The following is an 18,689-nucleotide window of genomic DNA, read 5'->3' as shown; positions in this document are numbered from 1 at the left end:
TGCTGAAACCTAACCACTTATATGACACAAGAACAACCCTTTTATTTCCGCCTCACCATGGTACTGCTGATGCTGGCCCTCATTGCCCTGTTCATTTATTTTGGCAGCGACCTGGTAGTACCCTTTGCCCTGTCCATGCTGATCGCCATCCTGCTGATGCCAATATGCAATTTCCTTCAGCGCAAAGGATTACCCCGCGTACCGGCTATCCTGCTGGCTTTATTGGTAGCAGTGCTTTTTACAGGTGGCATCATTTATTTTCTTTCTTCCCAGATCGCTTCCTTTTTGAATGACTTTGATCAGATCAAAAAGGGCATCAATGTACACCTCAATACCGTGCAGCGCTGGATCAAACAGCAGTTTGGCTTTAGCATGCGGGAACAGGAAGATATGTTCAACGACTTCCTGGCATCCATGAAAAACTCCGGTCAGGGAGCCATTGGCAGTACTTTTTCCTCCATCACCAGCCTGCTCACCAGCCTTACGTTGCTTCCTATCTATACTTTCCTGTTGCTGTATTATCGTGGCCTCATCAGGCAATTCTTTATCGATGTGTTCAGCAAAACACCCAAAAACGAGGTAGCTACCATCCTCAACGAATCAAGGATAGTGGTACAAAGCTATATGGTAGGACTGATCATCGAACTGATCATTGTAGCCACCATCAACTCCATAGGGTTCCTCATACTCGGTATTAAATATGCTATTTTCCTGGCCGTATTCGCCGCCATCTTAAACATATTGCCGTATATAGGTATGCTCATCGCCTCCATTTTTTGTATGCTCATCACCCTCACCACCTCTACCGATATCAGGGAGCCCATTTGGGTATTGGTGGTATTACTCATTGTGCAGTTTATTGACAACAATATTATCATGCCTAAGATTGTTGGCTCCAAAGTGAAGCTCAACGCCCTGATGACCATTGTAGGCGTGATCGTGGGCGGACTGCTCTGTGGCATTTCCGGCATGTTCCTTTCCATACCCGCCATTGCCATACTGAAGATCATTTTCGATCGCATTGAAGACCTGAAACCCTGGGGCCGCCTGCTGGGCGATGAAAACGACAGCGCCACCAAAAGCAAAGCAAAAGGCGCTAAGGCGAAAAGGCAACCAGCCAACGAGGCATAAAGGCAACGAGGGTAACGCTCCGAAGCCGGTTCCTGTATGCTGTATTCTATATTCTGTCTCCTATATTCTGTATTCTGTATTTTTGCCCCATGAAGATCCATTTCTGGTCAGTAGGAAAAAAGCATGAAAGCTATGTAAACGCCGGCATAGAAGACTTCACCGGGCGCATTACAAAATATTTCCCGGTACAGTGGACCATTATCCCCGTGCCCAAAAATGCCGGTATGCTCAGCGAGATGGACCTGAAGAAAAAAGAAGGAGAGACCATCCTCGAATGGCTCGATAGCGGCGATTACCTGGTGGCGTTGGATGAACGGGGTAAATCAATCAGTTCCGAAGGGCTGGCCAAATTCATCCAGGCCAGGGCCAATGAAAGTGTTAAAAAACTGGTATTCCTGATCGGTGGGGCCTATGGCATCGATGAGGCCGTATTGAAAAGGGCCAACTACACCTGGTCCCTCTCCGCCCTTACATTCCCGCACCAGTTAGTGCGGCTGATACTAGCCGAACAAGTGTACCGCGCCTGCAGCATTATCCGCAATGAAAAATACCACCATAGCTAAACTAGTCAGCTAAAAAGATGGCACCTTTCCCCGGCGTCGCAAACGAAAGGTTTCACCTTTAGCATTTATCCCGATAAACCTGTCAGGTTTTTGATTAGATTTGAGGCCAATAGCATCAGCCATGAGTATTACTTTAATTATTATCATTATAACGGCGCTTGTATCCATTTCGGCTTTTTCCAGCGACAAAATATACAACGACCTCATTTTTTACCCCCCGGCTGTTACCCATCAGCGGCAATGGTACCGCTTCTTCAGTTGCGGCCTTATCCATGCAGATTGGATGCACCTGATCTTTAATATGTACGCATTTTATGGATTTGGACAAGCCGTAGAAGGTGCATTTTCCAATATCTTGTTCCAGGAAAAAGGAAAACTCTTTTATATGCTGATGTATATATCAGCGCTTGGGTTTAGTCTGTTACCCACCTATTTAAAACACAAAGATGACTCTTACTACCGTAGTCTCGGTGCCTCCGGCGCTGTTTCGGCTGTCATCTTTGCTTATTTCTTGTTGGCGCCTGTAGCGCCCGTCGGCTTTCTTTTTCTGCCCAAGTCATTAGGTATACCAGGTTTCATTTTCGGCTTTCTTTATTTGGGCATATCCTCTTATCTCGATAAACGCGGCGGTGGCAATATCAATCACTCGGCACATATTTGGGGTGCCTTGTATGGCATAGCCTTCGTCATCATTATGGCCGCTGTTTTTTCCGATTACCCCGTGTTACGGATTTTTGTAGAGCAGATCAAAGATTACCTGCACCTGGGATAAACTCCATCATCAATGCAGTATGTGTAGAAGCAGTGACCTTAAACCGGTCATCGATCCGCATGCCTATTATCCATACGATCCTTTTATTGCTTTCCAACACCCATACTTTTTCCTTGTCGGTTTTGGATACCTTCTGATCAATGAGAAAGCGGGCCAGCTTCTTTTTCTTCTGCATGCCCAATGGATAGAAATAATCACCAGCCTTCCAGCGACGCAGTATCAGCGGATAATGAAGTTGCCGGGCATCTATGCAGGCCATGGTGGCAGCAGCCGGTGCTGTAAAGGGATGGGTAGGCTCTATAGATTTCAAGGTGATGCTCCCCCCTGCAAAGGTTACCTCTTTGTCTGTCTCTTCTACCAGCACATGATCAGCAGCCTCATTGGCCACAGGCGCTATGATGAGCCAGTTGCGGTTCCTGATGATACGGTGAGAGCCCGAAGCTACATACCGGCCCGATTCACTGTCCAGCAAATGGATGATCTCCCCCGTTTGGGCGGCAGAAAATCCAAAAGGTTTGGCGATCTCATAGACCAGTGTGGCCAGGGGGACGGCTTTCTTTAATTTCAGTACGGGTATATGGATCTCATTTCCCTTGTATTCCAGCAATTTCTTTTGCTGTCCTTCTACCGATTGGCGATACAGTACCTCCACCTCCCGGAATCGTGCAATATTATCTGCCAGGTTATCCACTACTTCCGGGTAGATCTTTTGCAGCAAGGGTACTACCTGGTGGCGTACATAATTGCGGGCGTATTTATCCTGCTCGTTTGAACTGTCTTCTACCCAGTCCAGTTGATGCGCTTTAGCGAACTCCAGCAATTCATCCTTCTTTGCAAACAGTAACGGCCGCACAATTTTCCCTTGCTTAGGCAAGATGCCCCGCAATCCCGCCACACCTGTGCCTTTAAAGAACTTCATCAGCACCGTTTCTATATTGTCGTCCAGGTGATGCGCTGTGAGAATGTGAATTGGGAATTCGACATGCGGAGTTTCCTTGTCGTAGCTAATCGGCGAACCTGATTGCCGACTGTTCCCGCCGAAGGGCGGGACCGACTGCCGACTCTGAACTATCTCCTCAAACCACCCATACCGCAGTTCCCGCGCCGCTACCTGTACCGACACTTTTTGTTGCGCCGCATAGGCCGTTGTATCGAATCGTTTTACCAGTACTTCCTTCCCATACTTTTTACCAAGCTCCCGCACAAACTGTTCATCCCGCTCACTCTCGGTTGACCGCAACTGAAAATTGCAGTGCGCTATCACAAAATCATACCCTGCCTGCTGGCAAAGCGCGCACAATACCACAGAATCAACCCCGCCGCTCACTGCCAGCAATAAAGTATCCTTTGCAGCAAAAAGATGCTCTGCCTCTACGTACTCAATAAACCGCTTTAATAAACTCATGGTATATGATATTCTTCCTTTCTTGTCATCCCGAACGTAGCGTACTTCCACTTGTCATCTCGAACGCAGCGCAGCGGAGTGAGAGATCCGCTATCGAAGCAAAATGGTATCCGGCTCGTAGCTCGCAGCTCAAAGCTCGCAGCTTCTCCTTACCCATCCATCGCCTCCTCATAAGCCCCCTGCAACTCCCCATACGCATGCCGGTCGCCCGCAGCCCTGGCCGCAGCCATGCCCTTTTCGTACCAGGTGATGGCCAGTGGCAGCTGCCCCGTACGCTCCAGCAGTTTCCCCAGGTGGTAATAAGAACCGATATAAGCCGGATCATGGGTCAATATTTCCTCAAATAATTGCCGGGCGCCCGCCTCCTCCCCCAATTTCACATATTCCAATGCCAGCGCATGTTTCAGAAAAGAGTCATTGGGGCTCTTCTCCAGAAATGTTTTTAGTTTGTCAATTCGTTCCATCTTTTTCCCCCATTAAATATTTCAAAACTATCTTTGCGGCACTTATATTTGTATAACGATTGGTTGCATAAACAACCATCGACAGCCCTGGTAACTGATTAGGGACAGGGTTACAAAAAATAAACGTTATGAAGATTTTAGTTTGTATCAGCAAAACGCCGGACACAACGGCAAAAATAGCCTTCACAGATAACAATACGAAATTCGCACAGGATGGCGTACAATGGATCATCAATCCCTACGACGAATGGTATGCCCTTGTACGTGCCATTGAACTAAAAGAAAAAGACCCCTCCACCGTACTACACCTGGTAACTGTTGCCGGTGCCGATACAGACCCTGTTATCCGCAAGGCGCTGGCCCTGGGCGGTGATGAGGCCTTCCGTGTAAATGCCGATAGCCACGATAGTTTTTATATCGCTTCCCAGATCGCTGAAATAGCCAAAACAGGCAATTACGATCTTATTTTCACCGGTAAAGAAACCATCGATTACAATGGTTCTTCCATCGGAGGCATGGTAGCCGAACTGCTCAACCTGCCTTATGTATCACTGGCCATTAAGTTTGATCTGAATGGCACCACGACCACCATTACCCGTGAAATTGAAGGTGGAGAAGAAATATGCGAAGTACAACTGCCGCTCGTTGTAAGCTGCCAGAAAGGAATGGCCGAGCAAAGAATCCCCAATATGAAAGGTATTATGGGCGCCCGCACCAAGCCCCTGAAAGTGGTAGAACCAGTAGCTACTGAAGTCCTCACCTCCATCGTAGGTTTTGAGCTTCCGCCTGCCAAAGCTGGTGTGAAACTGGTACCTGCCGATAACCCGGCAGAACTGGTAAGGCTCCTCCACGAAGAAGCGAAGCAAATTTGATACTGTGGTAATGTGGTAATTTGAAAATTACCTTATCAGCCATTTTATCATCAGCACATTTTCAAATTCTCAAATTTTCAAATTATGTCTGTCCTCATATTCATCGATCAGGCCGAAGGCCATGTAAAGAAAGCGTCACTGGAAGCCCTGAGCTATGGCGCCAAGGTAGCAGAACAACTCGGCACTACCGCAGAAGGCGTAGTGCTGGGCACCGTAACGGAAGACCTGGCCGCACTGGGCAAATATGGTGTTAAGAAAATACATCATGTATCCAATGATACCCTCAACCATTTTGATGCGCAGGTATTCACGGCAGTGATAGCCCAGGCTGTTACCGCTGCCAATGCCACCGTGGTGATCTTCTCCAACAATGTGGACGGAAAGGCCATTGCGCCCCGTCTCGCAGCCCGTCTGAAGGCAGGCCTTGTATCCGGCGCTGTAGCCCTGCCCGATACCAGCAATGGATTTGTAGTAAAAAAGAATGTATTCTCCGGAAAGGCCTTTGCCAATATAGCCCTCAGCTCTCCCATCAAGATCATTTCCCTGAATGCCAATTCTTACAAGATCGTGGCCGGGGAAGGCACTGCTGAAGTAGCCCCCCTGAATGCCACCGTTGAGGCCTCCAGGGTAAAAGTAACCGCGGTAAACAAAGTGACCGGCGAAGTGCCCCTCAGCGAAGCAGAGATCGTAGTGAGTGGTGGCCGTGGATTGAAAGGACCCGAGAACTGGGGTATGATCGAAGAACTGGCGCACCTGCTGGGAGCTGCTACCGCCTGTAGCAGGCCCGTAGCCGATGTACACTGGCGCCCGCACCATGAGCACGTAGGACAAACGGGTCTCGCCATTGCACCCAATCTTTACATTGCGATCGGTATATCAGGCGCCATCCAGCACCTGGCCGGGGTCAACAGAAGCAAGGTGATCGTGGTGATCAATAAAGACCCCGAAGCTCCTTTCTTTAAGGCCGCTGACTATGGTATTGTAGGTGATGCTTTTGAAGTGGTACCTAAAATCATAGAAGCTGTGAAGAAAGTAAAGGGAATAGCGTAAATTTAGTATTCATATACAATAAAAGTTGTAAATGCGGTTGATCTACAGCCGCATTTTTTTTAAGTAAAAAACCCTTAGTTTCGTGCTTTCGTATGAAAAAAATTGAGTTGGAAATAGTAGCGCTGTCACACAGCATCACCCAAACACATTCATATGCAGTAGTATTGGGTGAAGTGAATGGGCTTCGTCGGTTGCCTATTGTGATTGGCGGTTTTGAAGCACAAGCCATCGCTGTGGCCCTGGAGAAAATGCATCCCAGCAGGCCATTGACGCATGACCTGATGAAGAACTTCATGAATGCTTTCAATATAGACCTGTCGGAGATCATTATCTGTGACCTGCAGGAAGGCATCTTTTACTCCAAACTGGTGTGTGTAAGTGAACATGATACCGTAGAAATAGACTCCCGCACCTCCGATGCCCTGGCATTGGCCGTTCGTTTTGGTTGTCCGATCTACACCTACGATAATATCCTCGAAAGCGCCGGCATCTTAATGGAAGATCCTTCCGGCAAGAAAAAACAACCTAAAGAAGCAGTAGCAGCTGAGACTGGTGGCGCTCATGATGACCTGAGGGCAATGACACTGGAAGAACTCAATACCCTGCTCAATGAGGTGCTCGACCAGGAAGATTATATCCGCGCCATTGCTATCCGTGATGAGATCAATAGCCGTAAAAGAGGCCGGTAATGATCCTTTTTCCCAATTGTAAGATCAACCTTGGTTTACACATCACCCGCAAAAGACCGGATGGGTACCACGATCTGGAAACAGTGTTCTATCCCCTCCCCCTGCGCGATGCCCTGGAAATTGTGAGCAGCCAGGAATTCAGGGCCGGCAACTTAGCAGCACCCATTTATGCCGGCCAGCCTGAGGGTATGGAGCTTATCCTGAGCGGCCTGCCCGTAAAAGGCGAGCCCGCCGATAACCTTTGCGTAAAAGCCTGGCAGCTCCTGAAAAAAGACTACCCCCAGTTACCACCTGTTCAATTGCACCTGCACAAAGCCATCCCCATGGGAGCAGGCCTGGGCGGCGGCTCTTCCGATGCCGCATTTACCCTGCACCTGTTGAATAATAAGTTCAAGCTCGGCATCCCGGCAGAAAAGCTGCTCGATTATGCCCTGCAATTGGGCAGCGATTGCCCTTTCTTCATCATCAACCAACCCTGTATAGCCACGGGCCGGGGCGAACTGCTGCAGTCCATTCCGCTGGACCTGTCGGCCTGGTCATTCCTGCTGGTCTATCCCGAAGTACATATCAATACCGGCTGGGCCTTTGAGCAGATCAGGCCAGCTCCGCCGGAAAAGCCCATCAGCGAGGTCATCGGGCAGCCTGTAAGCGCCTGGAAAGACACCCTGATCAATGATTTTGAGGCCCCTGTGTGCCACCTGCACCCCGCCCTGGGGCATATTAAAGAGACCCTGTACGAAGCTGGCGCTGTATACGCTTCCATGACCGGCAGCGGCTCCAGCTTTTATGGCATTTTCCCCGCAGGAGAGGTCCCCGCCGGTTTATTTCCTGCCTATAAATGTTATACTTTAAAGGGATAATGCTTCAAAAGAAGTAACTCCGTACGTTACCACGATTATCAGCGCTTCCTGGTCCCGCAAAAATTGCGTACCTTTGTCCTCAAATCGCACAGTATTAAACCAGGTACTTACATAACACATTTCCTGCGGCAGAACCTTGATCTGCTCAACCACTAAGGTTGCACCCCCTTGCCGGCATTCCTCATGCCGGGTATTCCTGTTATAAAGTCCATCTCATTCTTCATCCTTATTTGTATTTGCATGCAACCCACTACTATGTTATCCGATAAAACAAAATATTACCTCGACCTCGAAGAAAAATACGGAGCACACAACTACCATCCCCTGCCTGTAGTGTTGAGCAAAGGATCGGGCGTGTTTGTATGGGATGTAGACAATACCCGTTATTATGATTTCCTGAGCGGCTATTCGGCCGTCAACCAGGGCCATTGCCATCCGGCCATTATTGGCGCCCTGCTGGAGCAGGCGCCACTGCTCACCCTCACTTCCCGTGCCTTTCACAGTGAACTGTTGAGTGAGTATACGCAATTCATCACCCGCTATTTTGGGTATGATAAAGTATTGCCGATGAATACGGGGGTAGAAGCAGTGGAAACAGCCATCAAGCTTTGCCGCCGCTGGGGATACGATGTAAAAGGCATCCCGGCCAACAAAGCGAAAATATTGGTATGTTCCGATAACTTCCATGGCCGCACCAGCACCGTTATTTCTTTCAGTACCGATCCTTCTTCCTATGATCGCTTTGGCCCCTTTATGCCGGGCTTTGAAGTGATCCCCTACAATGACCTGCCTGCACTGGCCAACGCCTTACAGGATAAGAACGTAGCTGGTTTCCTGGTTGAACCCATCCAGGGCGAAGCCGGTGTGGTGATACCTGATGAAGGTTACCTGGCCGCCGCCAAACAATATTGCGAAGATGCACAGGTGTTGTTTATTGCCGATGAGATACAAACCGGCTTGTGCCGTACCGGCAAAATGCTCGCCTGCGATCATGAAAGCGTTCATCCCGACATCCTGATCATTGGCAAAGCATTAAGCGGAAGCACTTTGCCCGTTTCAGCCGTATTGGCCGATGATGCCATCATGCTGAACATCAAACCCGGTGAACACGGCTCTACCTATGGTGGCGGCCCCCTGGCCTGTAAGGTAGCCATGGCCGCACTCAGTGTATTAAAAGAGGAGGGTATGGCGGAAAATGCGGAAACCATGGGGCAATTGTTCCGCCAGGAATTACAGGCCCTCAACTCTCCTTATATTAAAACCATTCGTGGCAAGGGCTTATTGAATGCTATTGTCATCGACCATCCCAATCCCCAGGCCGCCTGGGACCTCTGCCTGGCCATGAAAGAAGGAGGACTACTGGCCAAGCCTACCCATGGCGATAAGATACGCTTGTCTCCCCCCCTTGTTATTAACCGGGAACAAATACTCGAATCTGTTAATATCATAGGTCAAAGCCTCGACATATTACAGTAGAAACAATGCGGGCAAGATCGCCCGCATTGTTTTATTTATACCAGGTTTGATGACTATATTAGAGCACCGGTTTCATCAGGCCGGTTAGTGTACGCAGCCCTATGTCCCGTCTTTTCCTTTTGACCTTCCTTACTATCATCATTGCCTGTTTATGCCAGGCACAGCAGGCGCCGCTGCTCCAGGCTCCTATGGTCCCACCCGATGAATGCCTGCCCGCCTTCCAGAAAACCTATATAGCCCCTGGCAACCACAATGTCTTTTATATTCACACCACACCCGACGGAGGTTCGGTCATTGGCGGCAATGTAAATCCTGTGATCGCTGATCCCAACCAGCAAAGTCCTTTCATAGACGCCTTTATAATGAAACTCAATGCGGCAGGTTCCGTCGAATGGGCCAAACGGATCGGGGGCAATAAATACGATGAGTTTAGAAAGATAAAGCCTACCAGCGATGGTGGTTACATTGCCATCGGATGCACGAATTCATTCACCTGGCGCAATAGTATTTACCTGGTAAGGCTGAATGCAGCCGGTGCGATCATATGGTCAAAAAACTTCTCCTCGCTGGGCACCTACCCGGATATCGGACGGGATGTGATCGAAACAGCCGATGGCGGATTTGCTTTTACAGGTACCACACAAGCGGCGCTTCCCTTTGCCAAAGGACTCCTTGTTAAAACGGATGCCAATGGCAATATGATCTGGGGCAAAGAAATGTACCAATACGAAGGGACCGACTTCCAAACTGTGGCAGAAGATGGCAACACCCTGGCAGTAGGCGCCGATTACTGGGCAAGCCTCGAACAAAAATATTATGGCAGCATCATTAAGTTCGATCAGCAGACTGGTAATATCCTTTCTTCCCTTGGCTTTGTCTCTGATGAAAGGAGCACGTACGGTACACAGTTATTTAAGACGCCCACTGGTTGGATGGCCGGCCTACAATTGATCGATGGCAGTAACTTCGATACCAAACAACAGGGTATAATAACCCTGGATCAAAACCTGGTGCCGGCCAGTAATCAAAAGCTGGTAAGGCATGACCTGAATCCATGGTCATCCATCGCCCCCACCAAAGATGGCGGTTTTGTCGCCTCTGCCGGCCGCCTGGCATTTGGCAACAGTTTCTTCTTGTACAAAGTAGGCAGTACCGGCACATTCGACTGGCAAAAGGCCTATGGCAATTTTTCCGGCATCATTATGCAGGTGGCAGCCAATGTGCAGCAATACACCAATGGAACCTATATCAGCGCCTGCACTTATTATGATCCTATAAGCGGTCCTGATGGTAAGATCCATGTGATCAAAGTAGCCCCCAACGGAACCACACCAGGCTGCAGGACAGATGATGAGACCAATACCATCAACCATGTTCCCTTCCGAACCGCGCCGCTTACCTGGAATAACGTATCGGACTTTGTGAATTTCACCTCTCCCGATGTGCCATCTGCCAGTACCGATCTTTCCTTCACCGTTGCACTTCAATGTGCGTCCATCCCTTGTAAGATAACAGGCATCGATGGCAACGATAGTATTTGTATCCGCACGGATACCACCTCCTATTTACTCCAACGCAATGGTCAATGTGTACAACCTGTCACCTGGACCATCGATCCTGCTTTCGCACAGATCACTGCTGCTACCGACAGCAGCGTACGCATAGTGTTCAAAAAAGCAGGTAAGGTAAAACTGTATGCGCACATCTTAACGCCCTGCGAGATTGTAAGTGATAGTCTCCTCATCACTGTATTTGACAACCCGGCTGCTGTGACCCTGGGGCCAGATATCTACTTATGCGATACAACGCATCATTGGCTTTATGCCAATGCAGGTTTTGTCACCTACCAGTGGCAGGATGGATCAACAGACCTCAGCCTGAAAGCAACGACCCCGGGAGTTTATCATGTACTGGCGACAGACCATTGTGGGCATAATTACAGGGATACCATCCTACTCATTCAGGTATCACCGGCACAGGTTCACCTGGGCAAGGATACCCTGATTTGCGAAGGTGGGTTTGTACCACTTACGCCTGGCAAAGGCTTTGCCAGCTACCTGTGGCAAGATGGATCAGGTAAACAGGTTTTCAACGCAAGGGAGGCAGGTATTTATTGGGTGCAGACAACAGACCAGCATGGCTGCAACAGCCAGGACAGCATTAAGATAGCTACCAAATTCTGCAGGCCATCCGTCACCCTGCCTGGCGCATTCTCCCCTAACAATGATAACCGCAATGACCTGTTCAGGCCCGTGGTTTCCGGAGTACTCGTTCAGTTCAGCCTGATCATTTACAACCGGTGGGGAACCAAGATATTTGAGTCTACGGATGCCCGTAAAGGATGGGATGGCACATTCAATGGCCAGCCACAGCCATCGGGCAGCTATATATGGACCTGTTATTACAAATTAAACAATTCGACACCCCCGGTAAACAAGGAGAAAGGGATAGTTATCCTGTCCCGGTAAATAGAAAGCAGCCCTTTACATACCACTTCCTCATAAAATGCGTTTAGCAGAAACTGATAGTATGTAATTGTCCCCATTCGTGGGTTCCTATATACTTTTCTTAGCTCTTTTTCTCCACTACTTTCATATCCGGTAACAGCGCCATTGCCAGCACTCCAACCGCCGCCAGCAGCATGATCCACAGGCCGATCTGCTTGGTGGGACAAATACCCCGGTAACAGCCGGAAAACACGATAAAGCTCTTGATAGCGAAAGCCACCGTTAATGCGCCGATCAGCAGGTTCCAGCGCTTGGCCCATATACGCGGTATCAGGAAAAAGATAGTGGCTACCACCGCCAATACGATAAACACCTTGCCAGGCTTACCATAATTGTTGTTCTCAGAAAAGAACCCGGTGAAATATTTGTTGAGATCGGGATGGAAGGTCCAGGGTAAAAAACTGGCTACTACAAGTACTACAGCGGCAAAGATGCCAATCCATTGAGAGTATTTCATATTGAAAAAAGAGGGGCGAAGATAGGCAAAAAATAGCCCGGGTAGACACCCAGGCTGACCAAAACTAACTGCTAATATGAGAAAATGCTCTTGTTAGACTCCTTTAGATGGGGTACCATTGCGCACCTTATACATTAAAAATTACGACTATTTTTTTAATATGGTTGGAAAAAAAATGCCACAAGTGCTTTTGTAAGCCAACGGATAAATCCAATGGTGTATATACCGTGACCTTGAAAAGGGCAATCCTCACCTGCCGCAAAGCGGGTGGAGATGGTAATCCTTAAATAATCTTACCTTCGTAAGACCTGACCTTAATTTATCCTTCGATAATCTTCCTGCCATTAATCCGCCCCATTTTTAACCTTTAAATGGCAAAGACATGAAACCTGTTTTCCTGCGATGGGCGTTATTTATTTTTCTTTTACTGACCGCGGTATCCTGCAAAGAAAAAAAGACAGCAGCTTCCCCGGAAGCCATCAGCGCCTTGAACCTTAAGAGAGGAGCGCTTATTGTATGCGGGCCAACTACGCAACAATTGGGTTCGCTGACCTTCACTATTTCCGGTCCGGCAAGCATACAGCCTGCTTTTAACCTGGGTCTGAAACTGCTGCACTCTTTCGAATATGATGAGGCCGAGAAAGTCTTTGCCGGCATTATTGATGAACAACCAGGTTGCGCTATGGCTTATTGGGGTGTTGCCATGAGCAATTTTCATCCGCTGTGGACACCTCCCACGGTTACCGAACTCACTAAAGGCAGCAAAGCCATTGCCATCGCAACTTCCCTGCCGAAACAGTCAGCCAAAGAAGCCGCTTATATTGATGCAATCGGGGCTTTTTATAAGGACTGGGACAAGGTGGATCATCGCAGCCGGTGTATCAGCTTTGAAAAGGGGATGGAAAAGCTATATACCGCTTTTCCGGACGATCATGAAGCAGCGGCGTTGTATGCGCTGGCCTTGAATGCAGCTGCTGATCCTGCCGATAAGACCTTTCAAAAGCAACAGAAAGCCGGCGCCATTTTACAGCGCCTCTTCCCTGGGGAGCCCAATCATCCTGGTATTGTACATTATCTTATTCACACGTATGATTCGCCTGAACTGGCCACCCTGGCATTACCTGCTGCCCGGAAGTATGCTGCCATAGCTGCTTCATCGGCACATGCCTTACATATGCCTTCTCATATTTTCACACGTCTCGGGCTCTGGAGTGAGGACATTCAATCCAATCTTGCCTCGGTGGCTTCTGCAAAATGTTATGCTGAATCTATTGGTAAGGAACATTGGGACGAAGAATTACATGGTATGGACTACCTTGTTTACGCTTATCTGCAAAGAGGCGATAATACGCAAGTCAGGCAGCAATTGGATTACCTTGTTGCTATCAAAGAAGTGTATCCGGTTAATTTTAAAGTAGCATATGCCTTTGCTGCCATCCCTTCCCGCGTTGTACTGGAAAACAAACAGTGGGTGGCAGCGGCCCACGTACAGGCACCTGTGGCCAATATTGTTTGGGACAATTTTCCCTGGCAAAAAGCAATCATCCATTTCACCCGGCTGATGGGCGCTCTGCACACCGGAGATAAGGCAGGAGCCAATACCGAACTGCAGGCACTCCATCGAATCCAGGATACCCTGATAGCACAAAAAGATGCTTACAAAGCCAACCAGGTAAAAATACAGATCAAAACTGCCGAAGCCTGGATGAATTTGAAAGCAGGAAACAAAGCGGAAGCATTAAGTCTTATGCAACAGGCGGCTGAACTGGAAGACAAAACGGAAAAGCATCCTGTGACACCGGGCGAAGTGATCCCTGCCCGTGAATTTTTGGGTGACCTGCTGCTGCAAATGAATGAACCAGGAAAAGCATTGGAAGCGTATGAAGAAAACCTGAAGAAACACCCCAACCGTTTTAATGGTTTGTATGGCGCAGGGCTTGCTGCGGAAAAAAGCGGTAATAAAGTCAAAGCAAATCGGTATTTCCAGCAATTGTTGGCCATAGCAGACACTACAGGAAGCAACAGGCCGGAGCTGACGACCGCCAGGACATGGATGGCGAAACATTAACCTTTACGTTATGGATTAGCAGCCTTCCACGCGTTGTATTTTGTCTTTTCGATCTGCTGCATTGGCTTGGCAATGCTGATACGATACCGGATGTTCTTATTTCTCCGCACTGCTACCAGTATTGCTTTTATCATCTTTCTGGGCAGCTTTCATATCGCGGGTATTCTTCTGTACGGCAATGGCGGCAAAGATGCTGAGGGTGTAAGACATAGCATAGAATCCTTTTTCGCTTTTGGTGAGATCGGCATTCCAGAGGCCGATGGTGAGCAGCAGGATGGACAGGAGGGTGGTAAACCAGGCAATGCCATAATAGAGGTTGGTAACAGGAATACCTTCCAGCTGGTCGCGCACGGCCTTCTGTACAGAAATGGCCGAAAAGAGGCCAAACATCAATACGGTAAAATAGTAGCCTTTCTCATTGAGTTCCATTTGTGCATTCCACAAGCCGATGTTGTAGGCGATCATACCTGCCAGGAGGGCTATCCAGGAGGCGGCAATAAAGGCGTTGGAAGGTTGCATGGGGTTCTTGGGTTCCATATGTTTGTTTTATGGAAACAAAACTACCAGCAGACAACTCCTCTTTTTTTGACAACAGTCAAAATGGTGTATCGTAAATGTTAAAGCTTGCCGCGGATACGGCTGAGGGTTTCCTGTGATATACCGAGGTAAGCAGCTATGTATCCCAATGGTATTCTGTCGATTATATGGGGTGTTTGCTCCAGCAGGTCCTGGTAACGCTCAGTAGCGGTTTTAAAACGGGCATTTACAAAACGTTCTTCCAACCGTATATAATATTTTTCGTAAGCGATGCGTACCAGCCGCTCTATCTCATGGTGCTGGTTGAACAGGTTGAATAAACTGTCCTTGGAAATAGCCCACAATACACAGCCTTCCACCAATTGTATATTTTCTACAGCGGGCTGCTGTGTGATGAAGCTATGAAAGGAAGTCACAAAATCATTTTCGAAACCAAACCAGTGGGTGATCTCTTTTTCTTCGAGGTCGTAGTAGCCACGCAGGCAGCCCTGCTCCAGGAAATACAAATGCCTGCATATTTTGCCCTGGGTGATGAGGAACTCGTTTTTGGGCAGCACCAATTTGGTGAAATATTCCGGAAGGACCTGCTCGGCAGCTTCACTTAACTGGTAAAAATTCCTGAGGTGTTGTAATAACTGATCCATGTGGGCCTAAAAGTAGTTATTCTTCTTTCTACCTGAACACCTGGCTCACCTATTCGACTGGTACGAATGGTATATGGATCATCTGCGGAGTAGGGTCCCGATAAAGTCCCGATAAGGTCCCGATAAGGTCCCGATAAGGTCCCGATAAGCTGGCAATTTAAGGGAAATGTGCACCCCGGGAGTGGGGTGTGAGGAAGGGTGTTTTTCCTCCTGCAGGCATTTGTTACTGATGTTCGTAGGTTGTTTACTCTTGCTGGCAGTGTGTTGCTGTCACCTTGTCTTCCTTTAGCTCTTAGTAAACATACAACATAGAATATGCCAAATCCAAAAGTGGCATGGCCGGTTTTGTTATTTTCGTAGATTTTGTAAAAAATCGACGCACATTACGTCGATTTTTTACATTTTATACAAAATAGACGAAACCGGCCATCAGGCATTTGGAAACGGGTATCCGGATGTCGTACGTTTGTAGGGAACAGTTACCAAAGCGATCGACCATGTGGACGGGGCCCCTAAGCATGGTTGATGGAACTACAAAGTGTTGTGCAACACTTGCTGAAGAAAAGCTGCGAGCCACGAGCTGCGAGCTACGAGCCCTCTGCTTTGAATTTTCGGGATTTGGCTTTCGCTGTTTAGTTATAGCGATTAGCGGTGGGCTGATGGTGATCGGCTGTCAGCTGAGGGCTATTGCCACTGGGGTAATTTTCTGATACGTGTGCTCAATGGTTATGGTGAACGTCGACTACCAATCAAAGAGGAGCACGTTAGTAAACAGAAAGAGTTGGGTCCAGGTTTTGGTTGTTGGTTTATTTCGATCGGCACCTATCCGGTAACCGGCGGCCTCGTTGCGGGCACGCGGGTCTGCGCGGAGGTCTGCGGGTATCCGGAAGGTACATTATACCGCTCATCTTACTATAAATATGATAAAGCCCTGCTCGTTTGAGCGGGGCTTTTTCGCGTGCATTCTAATAACTATCAAGGTTGCGTAGTTAGTAGCTGTTACCTGGTAGTGATGGTTATATTACCGCCATGCCTGAACAGGTCGTGGGAAACGAAATAACCTTTGTTATCCTTCCCATTCACTTTAATATTGCTGAGGTTCCTGCTCTTGCCCGTCTTTGTAATAGTGAGCCATTTACCGGTGCTGGTCTTCCATTTCACTTCATCGAAAAGGGGCACGGTAACGAGGTATTCGGGATCAGTAGCGGAAAAGGTATACAACCCCAATGCACTGAATACATACCAGGCAGACATTTCACCTGCATCATCCATACCCGACAATTCCAGTCCCTGCTCTCCTATCCCATACAAACTGTTTAAGATGGTATCGATGATCTTTTGAGACTTTTCGGGCTTGTTGATGAAGTAATAAGCAAATGGGGCTTCATGGTCTGGCTGGTTACCATGGCAGTACTGACCGATCATGGTCTCTACATTACGGGCAATATGCTTCGGATTCCAGGGCAGGGTAAAGAGTGAATCCAGTTTGGACTCAAATCCCTTTGGCCCGCCATACAAGGCTACCAACCCCTTCATGTCGTGCGGTGCAAAAAATGATACCTGCCAGGCATTGGCCTCCCGGTACATGTATTCGTAATAAGGATATTGCGGATCGAAAGGGGTGATCCAATTGCCATTGGCCAGGCGGCCACGCATGAACCGGGTGGACGGATCAAACATGTTCTGATAGTTCTTCGAGCGGGCCATCAGTATCCTGTAATTGGCGGTATCGCCCAGCTTTTTAGCGATCTGGGCCACGGAATAATCATCATAGGAATATTCGAGGGTTTTGGATACGCCTGCATTGGCCTTGGTCTCTACATGTGGATTGGCCACATCAGGATCGGAGATATAACCCTTTTCGATGTACTCTGCAATATGTGGACGGGCACCTCCGGGTGTATTGGCATTTTTGAGAAGTATCTCATAAGTGCCTTTCACATCAAATTGGTCGATACCACGCAGGTAAGCGCCTGCAATGGAAGAAGCACCATGATCACCATGAAAAAAGGTAGGGATGAATCCTTTCTTATCTCCCACATCTTTCATGGACCTGATCACATCGAGTGTAACCTGTGGTGTAATGAGGCCCAGGAGTACATCTTTGTTACGATAGGTATCCCACAAAGAAGGCTCGGTATAATACCTGAACCCGGTGTTTACAACATTGCGCTTTGCATCGGTAAACTCTCCATTGACGTCGCTGCGCAGGGCTGGCCACAACAAGGAACGGTACAAACAGGAGTACAACATTTCCTTTTGTTTGGGGGTACCGCCTTTCACCTGTATGGAGGATAAGATGGTTTCCCATTGCTGGTTGGCCGCTTTGCGAATAGCTACAAAGGACTGGTTGCCGATTTCCTGTTGCAGGTTTTGCCTTGCATTGCCGGTGCTTACAAATGACAATCCTATCTTCAATTCAACGGGCTTTGTGCTTCCGTTGGCCAGGTGCAGGATGGCATAACCATTGCGCTGACCTTCGTCTTTCTTTTCCAGCCTATCGATCTTTGTATTGAGGGTGGCGTAGAAATAGACATTCTCACCGCTTTGAAAGCCTTGCACAGCAGAATCTCCTACCTGTTCTATACGCCAGGTGGATACGCGGCTGTTGGCCCGGGCCAGGTCGAACAGTATTTGCCTGTTGGCATTGTTTGTATACGTATACTGATGGTATCCGCAACGTAAGGTAGAAGTGAGTTGTACATCAATATTGTAATCCTGCAGGTATACCTGGTAAAAACCCGGAGCAGCAGTTTCTTTCTTGTGGGTAAACCGGGAGCCATAGGGAGCTACGGGGTTAGTCATGGGCAGGATGGGAATATTGCACAGGTTCCAATGGCCCTTATTGGTATGGGTGAAACCAAGGATCACTGAATCTTCGTATTCATAACCAGCGCCGGAGCCATATTCTGTCATAGGGCTCAGCTGCACCATGGCATTGGGTAAGGAACTGCCCGGAAAAGTAAGTCCGGCCCAGGAGCGCCATCCTTTGGGTAATTCATAGCCCAGCACTTTGGGATCGGTAAGGGGCGCTGTTCCAATAAATGTATTGACATATTTTGTATAGGCTGAAGTTTGCTGGCTTTGGACTGCCATGGCTGTAAACAATATCACTCCTACTATGGCTGTAAGTCTTCTAAAATGGATCCTCATCGTTGTAACAAAGATTGATTGGGTAATTCTTCCTTAAGGAA

The 18,689-nt window shown here is 48.3% G+C and carries 16 protein-coding genes; 10 read left to right on the top strand and 6 right to left on the bottom strand.

What is annotated here, in order from left to right:
* Positions 1–21: 21 nt before the first annotated feature.
* The 3 genes from D3H65_RS01910 (at position 22) to D3H65_RS01900 (ending at position 2,466) form a co-directional block, all read left to right on the top strand.
* Entirely contained in the window at positions 22–1,131 is a 1,110-nt protein-coding gene (locus D3H65_RS01910) for an AI-2E family transporter (protein ID WP_119048637.1), read from the top strand.
* Between the two features lie 89 nt (positions 1,132–1,220).
* Entirely contained in the window at positions 1,221–1,694 is a 474-nt protein-coding gene (locus D3H65_RS01905) for a 23S rRNA (pseudouridine(1915)-N(3))-methyltransferase RlmH (protein WP_119048636.1), read from the top strand.
* 121 nt (positions 1,695–1,815) lie between these two features.
* A complete protein-coding gene (locus tag D3H65_RS01900; protein WP_119048635.1) occupies positions 1,816–2,466 on the top strand; it encodes a rhomboid family intramembrane serine protease in 651 nt (216 codons plus the stop codon).
* Here the strand turns inward: D3H65_RS01900 and tilS are convergent.
* Both tilS and D3H65_RS01890 read right to left on the bottom strand, forming a co-directional pair.
* Positions 2,441–3,871, bottom strand: coding sequence for a tRNA lysidine(34) synthetase TilS (gene tilS / locus D3H65_RS01895; RefSeq protein ID WP_119048634.1), 1,431 nt, complete (start codon positions 3,869–3,871; stop codon positions 2,441–2,443). The two genes, D3H65_RS01900 and tilS, sit on opposite strands and share 26 nt — an antisense overlap.
* 149 nt (positions 3,872–4,020) lie before the next feature.
* Positions 4,021–4,335: a tetratricopeptide repeat protein gene (locus D3H65_RS01890; RefSeq protein WP_119048633.1), complete on the bottom strand. Its 315-nt coding sequence runs from the start codon at positions 4,333–4,335 to the stop codon at positions 4,021–4,023.
* 128 nt (positions 4,336–4,463) lie between these two features.
* Here D3H65_RS01890 and D3H65_RS01885 point away from each other — a divergent pair, with 128 nt between their 5' ends.
* The 6 genes from D3H65_RS01885 (at position 4,464) to D3H65_RS01860 (ending at position 11,750) form a co-directional block, all read left to right on the top strand.
* Positions 4,464–5,207, top strand: a complete 744-nt coding sequence (locus D3H65_RS01885; RefSeq protein ID WP_119048632.1) for an electron transfer flavoprotein subunit beta/FixA family protein — start codon at positions 4,464–4,466, stop codon at positions 5,205–5,207.
* Positions 5,208–5,291: 84 nt separating this feature from the next.
* Positions 5,292–6,257, top strand: a complete 966-nt coding sequence (locus tag D3H65_RS01880) for an electron transfer flavoprotein subunit alpha/FixB family protein (protein WP_119048631.1) — start codon at positions 5,292–5,294, stop codon at positions 6,255–6,257.
* Positions 6,258–6,349: 92 nt separating this feature from the next.
* Positions 6,350–6,946 (top strand): bifunctional nuclease family protein, encoded by a 597-nt coding sequence (locus D3H65_RS01875; protein ID WP_119048630.1) that lies wholly within the window; start codon positions 6,350–6,352, stop codon positions 6,944–6,946.
* On the top strand, positions 6,946–7,806 hold the full coding sequence (locus D3H65_RS01870) for a 4-(cytidine 5'-diphospho)-2-C-methyl-D-erythritol kinase (RefSeq protein ID WP_119048629.1): 861 nt from the start codon (positions 6,946–6,948) through the stop codon (positions 7,804–7,806). The genes D3H65_RS01875 and D3H65_RS01870 overlap by 1 nt, the downstream gene beginning before the upstream one ends.
* A 240-nt stretch (positions 7,807–8,046) precedes the next feature.
* Positions 8,047–9,282: an ornithine--oxo-acid transaminase gene (gene rocD, locus D3H65_RS01865; RefSeq protein WP_245999660.1), complete on the top strand. Its 1,236-nt coding sequence runs from the start codon at positions 8,047–8,049 to the stop codon at positions 9,280–9,282.
* Between the two features lie 101 nt (positions 9,283–9,383).
* Positions 9,384–11,750: a gliding motility-associated C-terminal domain-containing protein gene (locus D3H65_RS01860; protein WP_119048628.1), complete on the top strand. Its 2,367-nt coding sequence runs from the start codon at positions 9,384–9,386 to the stop codon at positions 11,748–11,750.
* A gap of 100 nt (positions 11,751–11,850) precedes the next feature.
* Here D3H65_RS01860 and D3H65_RS01855 read toward each other — a convergent pair whose 3' ends face one another.
* On the bottom strand, positions 11,851–12,246 hold the full coding sequence (locus D3H65_RS01855) for a hypothetical protein (RefSeq protein WP_119048627.1): 396 nt from the start codon (positions 12,244–12,246) through the stop codon (positions 11,851–11,853).
* A gap of 382 nt (positions 12,247–12,628) precedes the next feature.
* On the opposite strand from D3H65_RS01855, the gene D3H65_RS01850 reads away from it, so the two are divergent.
* Complete coding sequence (locus D3H65_RS01850; RefSeq protein ID WP_119048626.1) at positions 12,629–14,314, top strand: tetratricopeptide repeat protein; 1,686 nt, start codon at positions 12,629–12,631, stop codon at positions 14,312–14,314.
* A 96-nt stretch (positions 14,315–14,410) separates the two neighbouring features.
* Here D3H65_RS01850 and yiaA read toward each other — a convergent pair whose 3' ends face one another.
* From yiaA to D3H65_RS01835, 3 genes are all read right to left on the bottom strand, one after another.
* Positions 14,411–14,851, bottom strand: a complete 441-nt coding sequence (gene yiaA / locus D3H65_RS01845; RefSeq protein WP_119048625.1) for an inner membrane protein YiaA — start codon at positions 14,849–14,851, stop codon at positions 14,411–14,413.
* Between the two features lie 80 nt (positions 14,852–14,931).
* On the bottom strand, positions 14,932–15,495 hold the full coding sequence (locus tag D3H65_RS01840; protein ID WP_119048624.1) for a Crp/Fnr family transcriptional regulator: 564 nt from the start codon (positions 15,493–15,495) through the stop codon (positions 14,932–14,934).
* Positions 15,496–16,494: 999 nt separating this feature from the next.
* Complete coding sequence (locus tag D3H65_RS01835; RefSeq protein WP_119048623.1) at positions 16,495–18,648, bottom strand: GH92 family glycosyl hydrolase; 2,154 nt, start codon at positions 18,646–18,648, stop codon at positions 16,495–16,497.
* Between the last annotated feature and the right edge of the window lie 41 nt (positions 18,649–18,689).

This window comes from Paraflavitalea soli, assembly GCF_003555545.1.
Taxonomy (GTDB): Bacteria; Bacteroidota; Bacteroidia; order Chitinophagales; family Chitinophagaceae; genus Paraflavitalea; species Paraflavitalea soli.
Note: the sequence above shows the minus strand (reverse complement) of the source record. Positions and strands in the feature narration are given on the sequence as shown.

Coding starts and splice junctions, on each gene's coding strand:
- D3H65_RS01910 (WP_119048637.1), top strand. CDS start 22: ATGACACAAGAACAACCCTTTTATTTCCGCCTCACCATGGTACTGCTG.
- D3H65_RS01905 (WP_119048636.1), top strand. CDS start 1,221: ATGAAGATCCATTTCTGGTCAGTAGGAAAAAAGCATGAAAGCTATGTA.
- D3H65_RS01900 (WP_119048635.1), top strand. CDS start 1,816: ATGAGTATTACTTTAATTATTATCATTATAACGGCGCTTGTATCCATT.
- tilS (WP_119048634.1), bottom strand. CDS start 3,871: ATGAGTTTATTAAAGCGGTTTATTGAGTACGTAGAGGCAGAGCATCTT.
- D3H65_RS01890 (WP_119048633.1), bottom strand. CDS start 4,335: ATGGAACGAATTGACAAACTAAAAACATTTCTGGAGAAGAGCCCCAAT.
- D3H65_RS01885 (WP_119048632.1), top strand. CDS start 4,464: ATGAAGATTTTAGTTTGTATCAGCAAAACGCCGGACACAACGGCAAAA.
- D3H65_RS01880 (WP_119048631.1), top strand. CDS start 5,292: ATGTCTGTCCTCATATTCATCGATCAGGCCGAAGGCCATGTAAAGAAA.
- D3H65_RS01875 (WP_119048630.1), top strand. CDS start 6,350: ATGAAAAAAATTGAGTTGGAAATAGTAGCGCTGTCACACAGCATCACC.
- D3H65_RS01870 (WP_119048629.1), top strand. CDS start 6,946: ATGATCCTTTTTCCCAATTGTAAGATCAACCTTGGTTTACACATCACC.
- rocD (WP_245999660.1), top strand. CDS start 8,047: ATGCAACCCACTACTATGTTATCCGATAAAACAAAATATTACCTCGAC.
- D3H65_RS01860 (WP_119048628.1), top strand. CDS start 9,384: ATGTCCCGTCTTTTCCTTTTGACCTTCCTTACTATCATCATTGCCTGT.
- D3H65_RS01855 (WP_119048627.1), bottom strand. CDS start 12,246: ATGAAATACTCTCAATGGATTGGCATCTTTGCCGCTGTAGTACTTGTA.
- D3H65_RS01850 (WP_119048626.1), top strand. CDS start 12,629: ATGAAACCTGTTTTCCTGCGATGGGCGTTATTTATTTTTCTTTTACTG.
- yiaA (WP_119048625.1), bottom strand. CDS start 14,851: ATGGAACCCAAGAACCCCATGCAACCTTCCAACGCCTTTATTGCCGCC.
- D3H65_RS01840 (WP_119048624.1), bottom strand. CDS start 15,495: ATGGATCAGTTATTACAACACCTCAGGAATTTTTACCAGTTAAGTGAA.
- D3H65_RS01835 (WP_119048623.1), bottom strand. CDS start 18,648: ATGAGGATCCATTTTAGAAGACTTACAGCCATAGTAGGAGTGATATTG.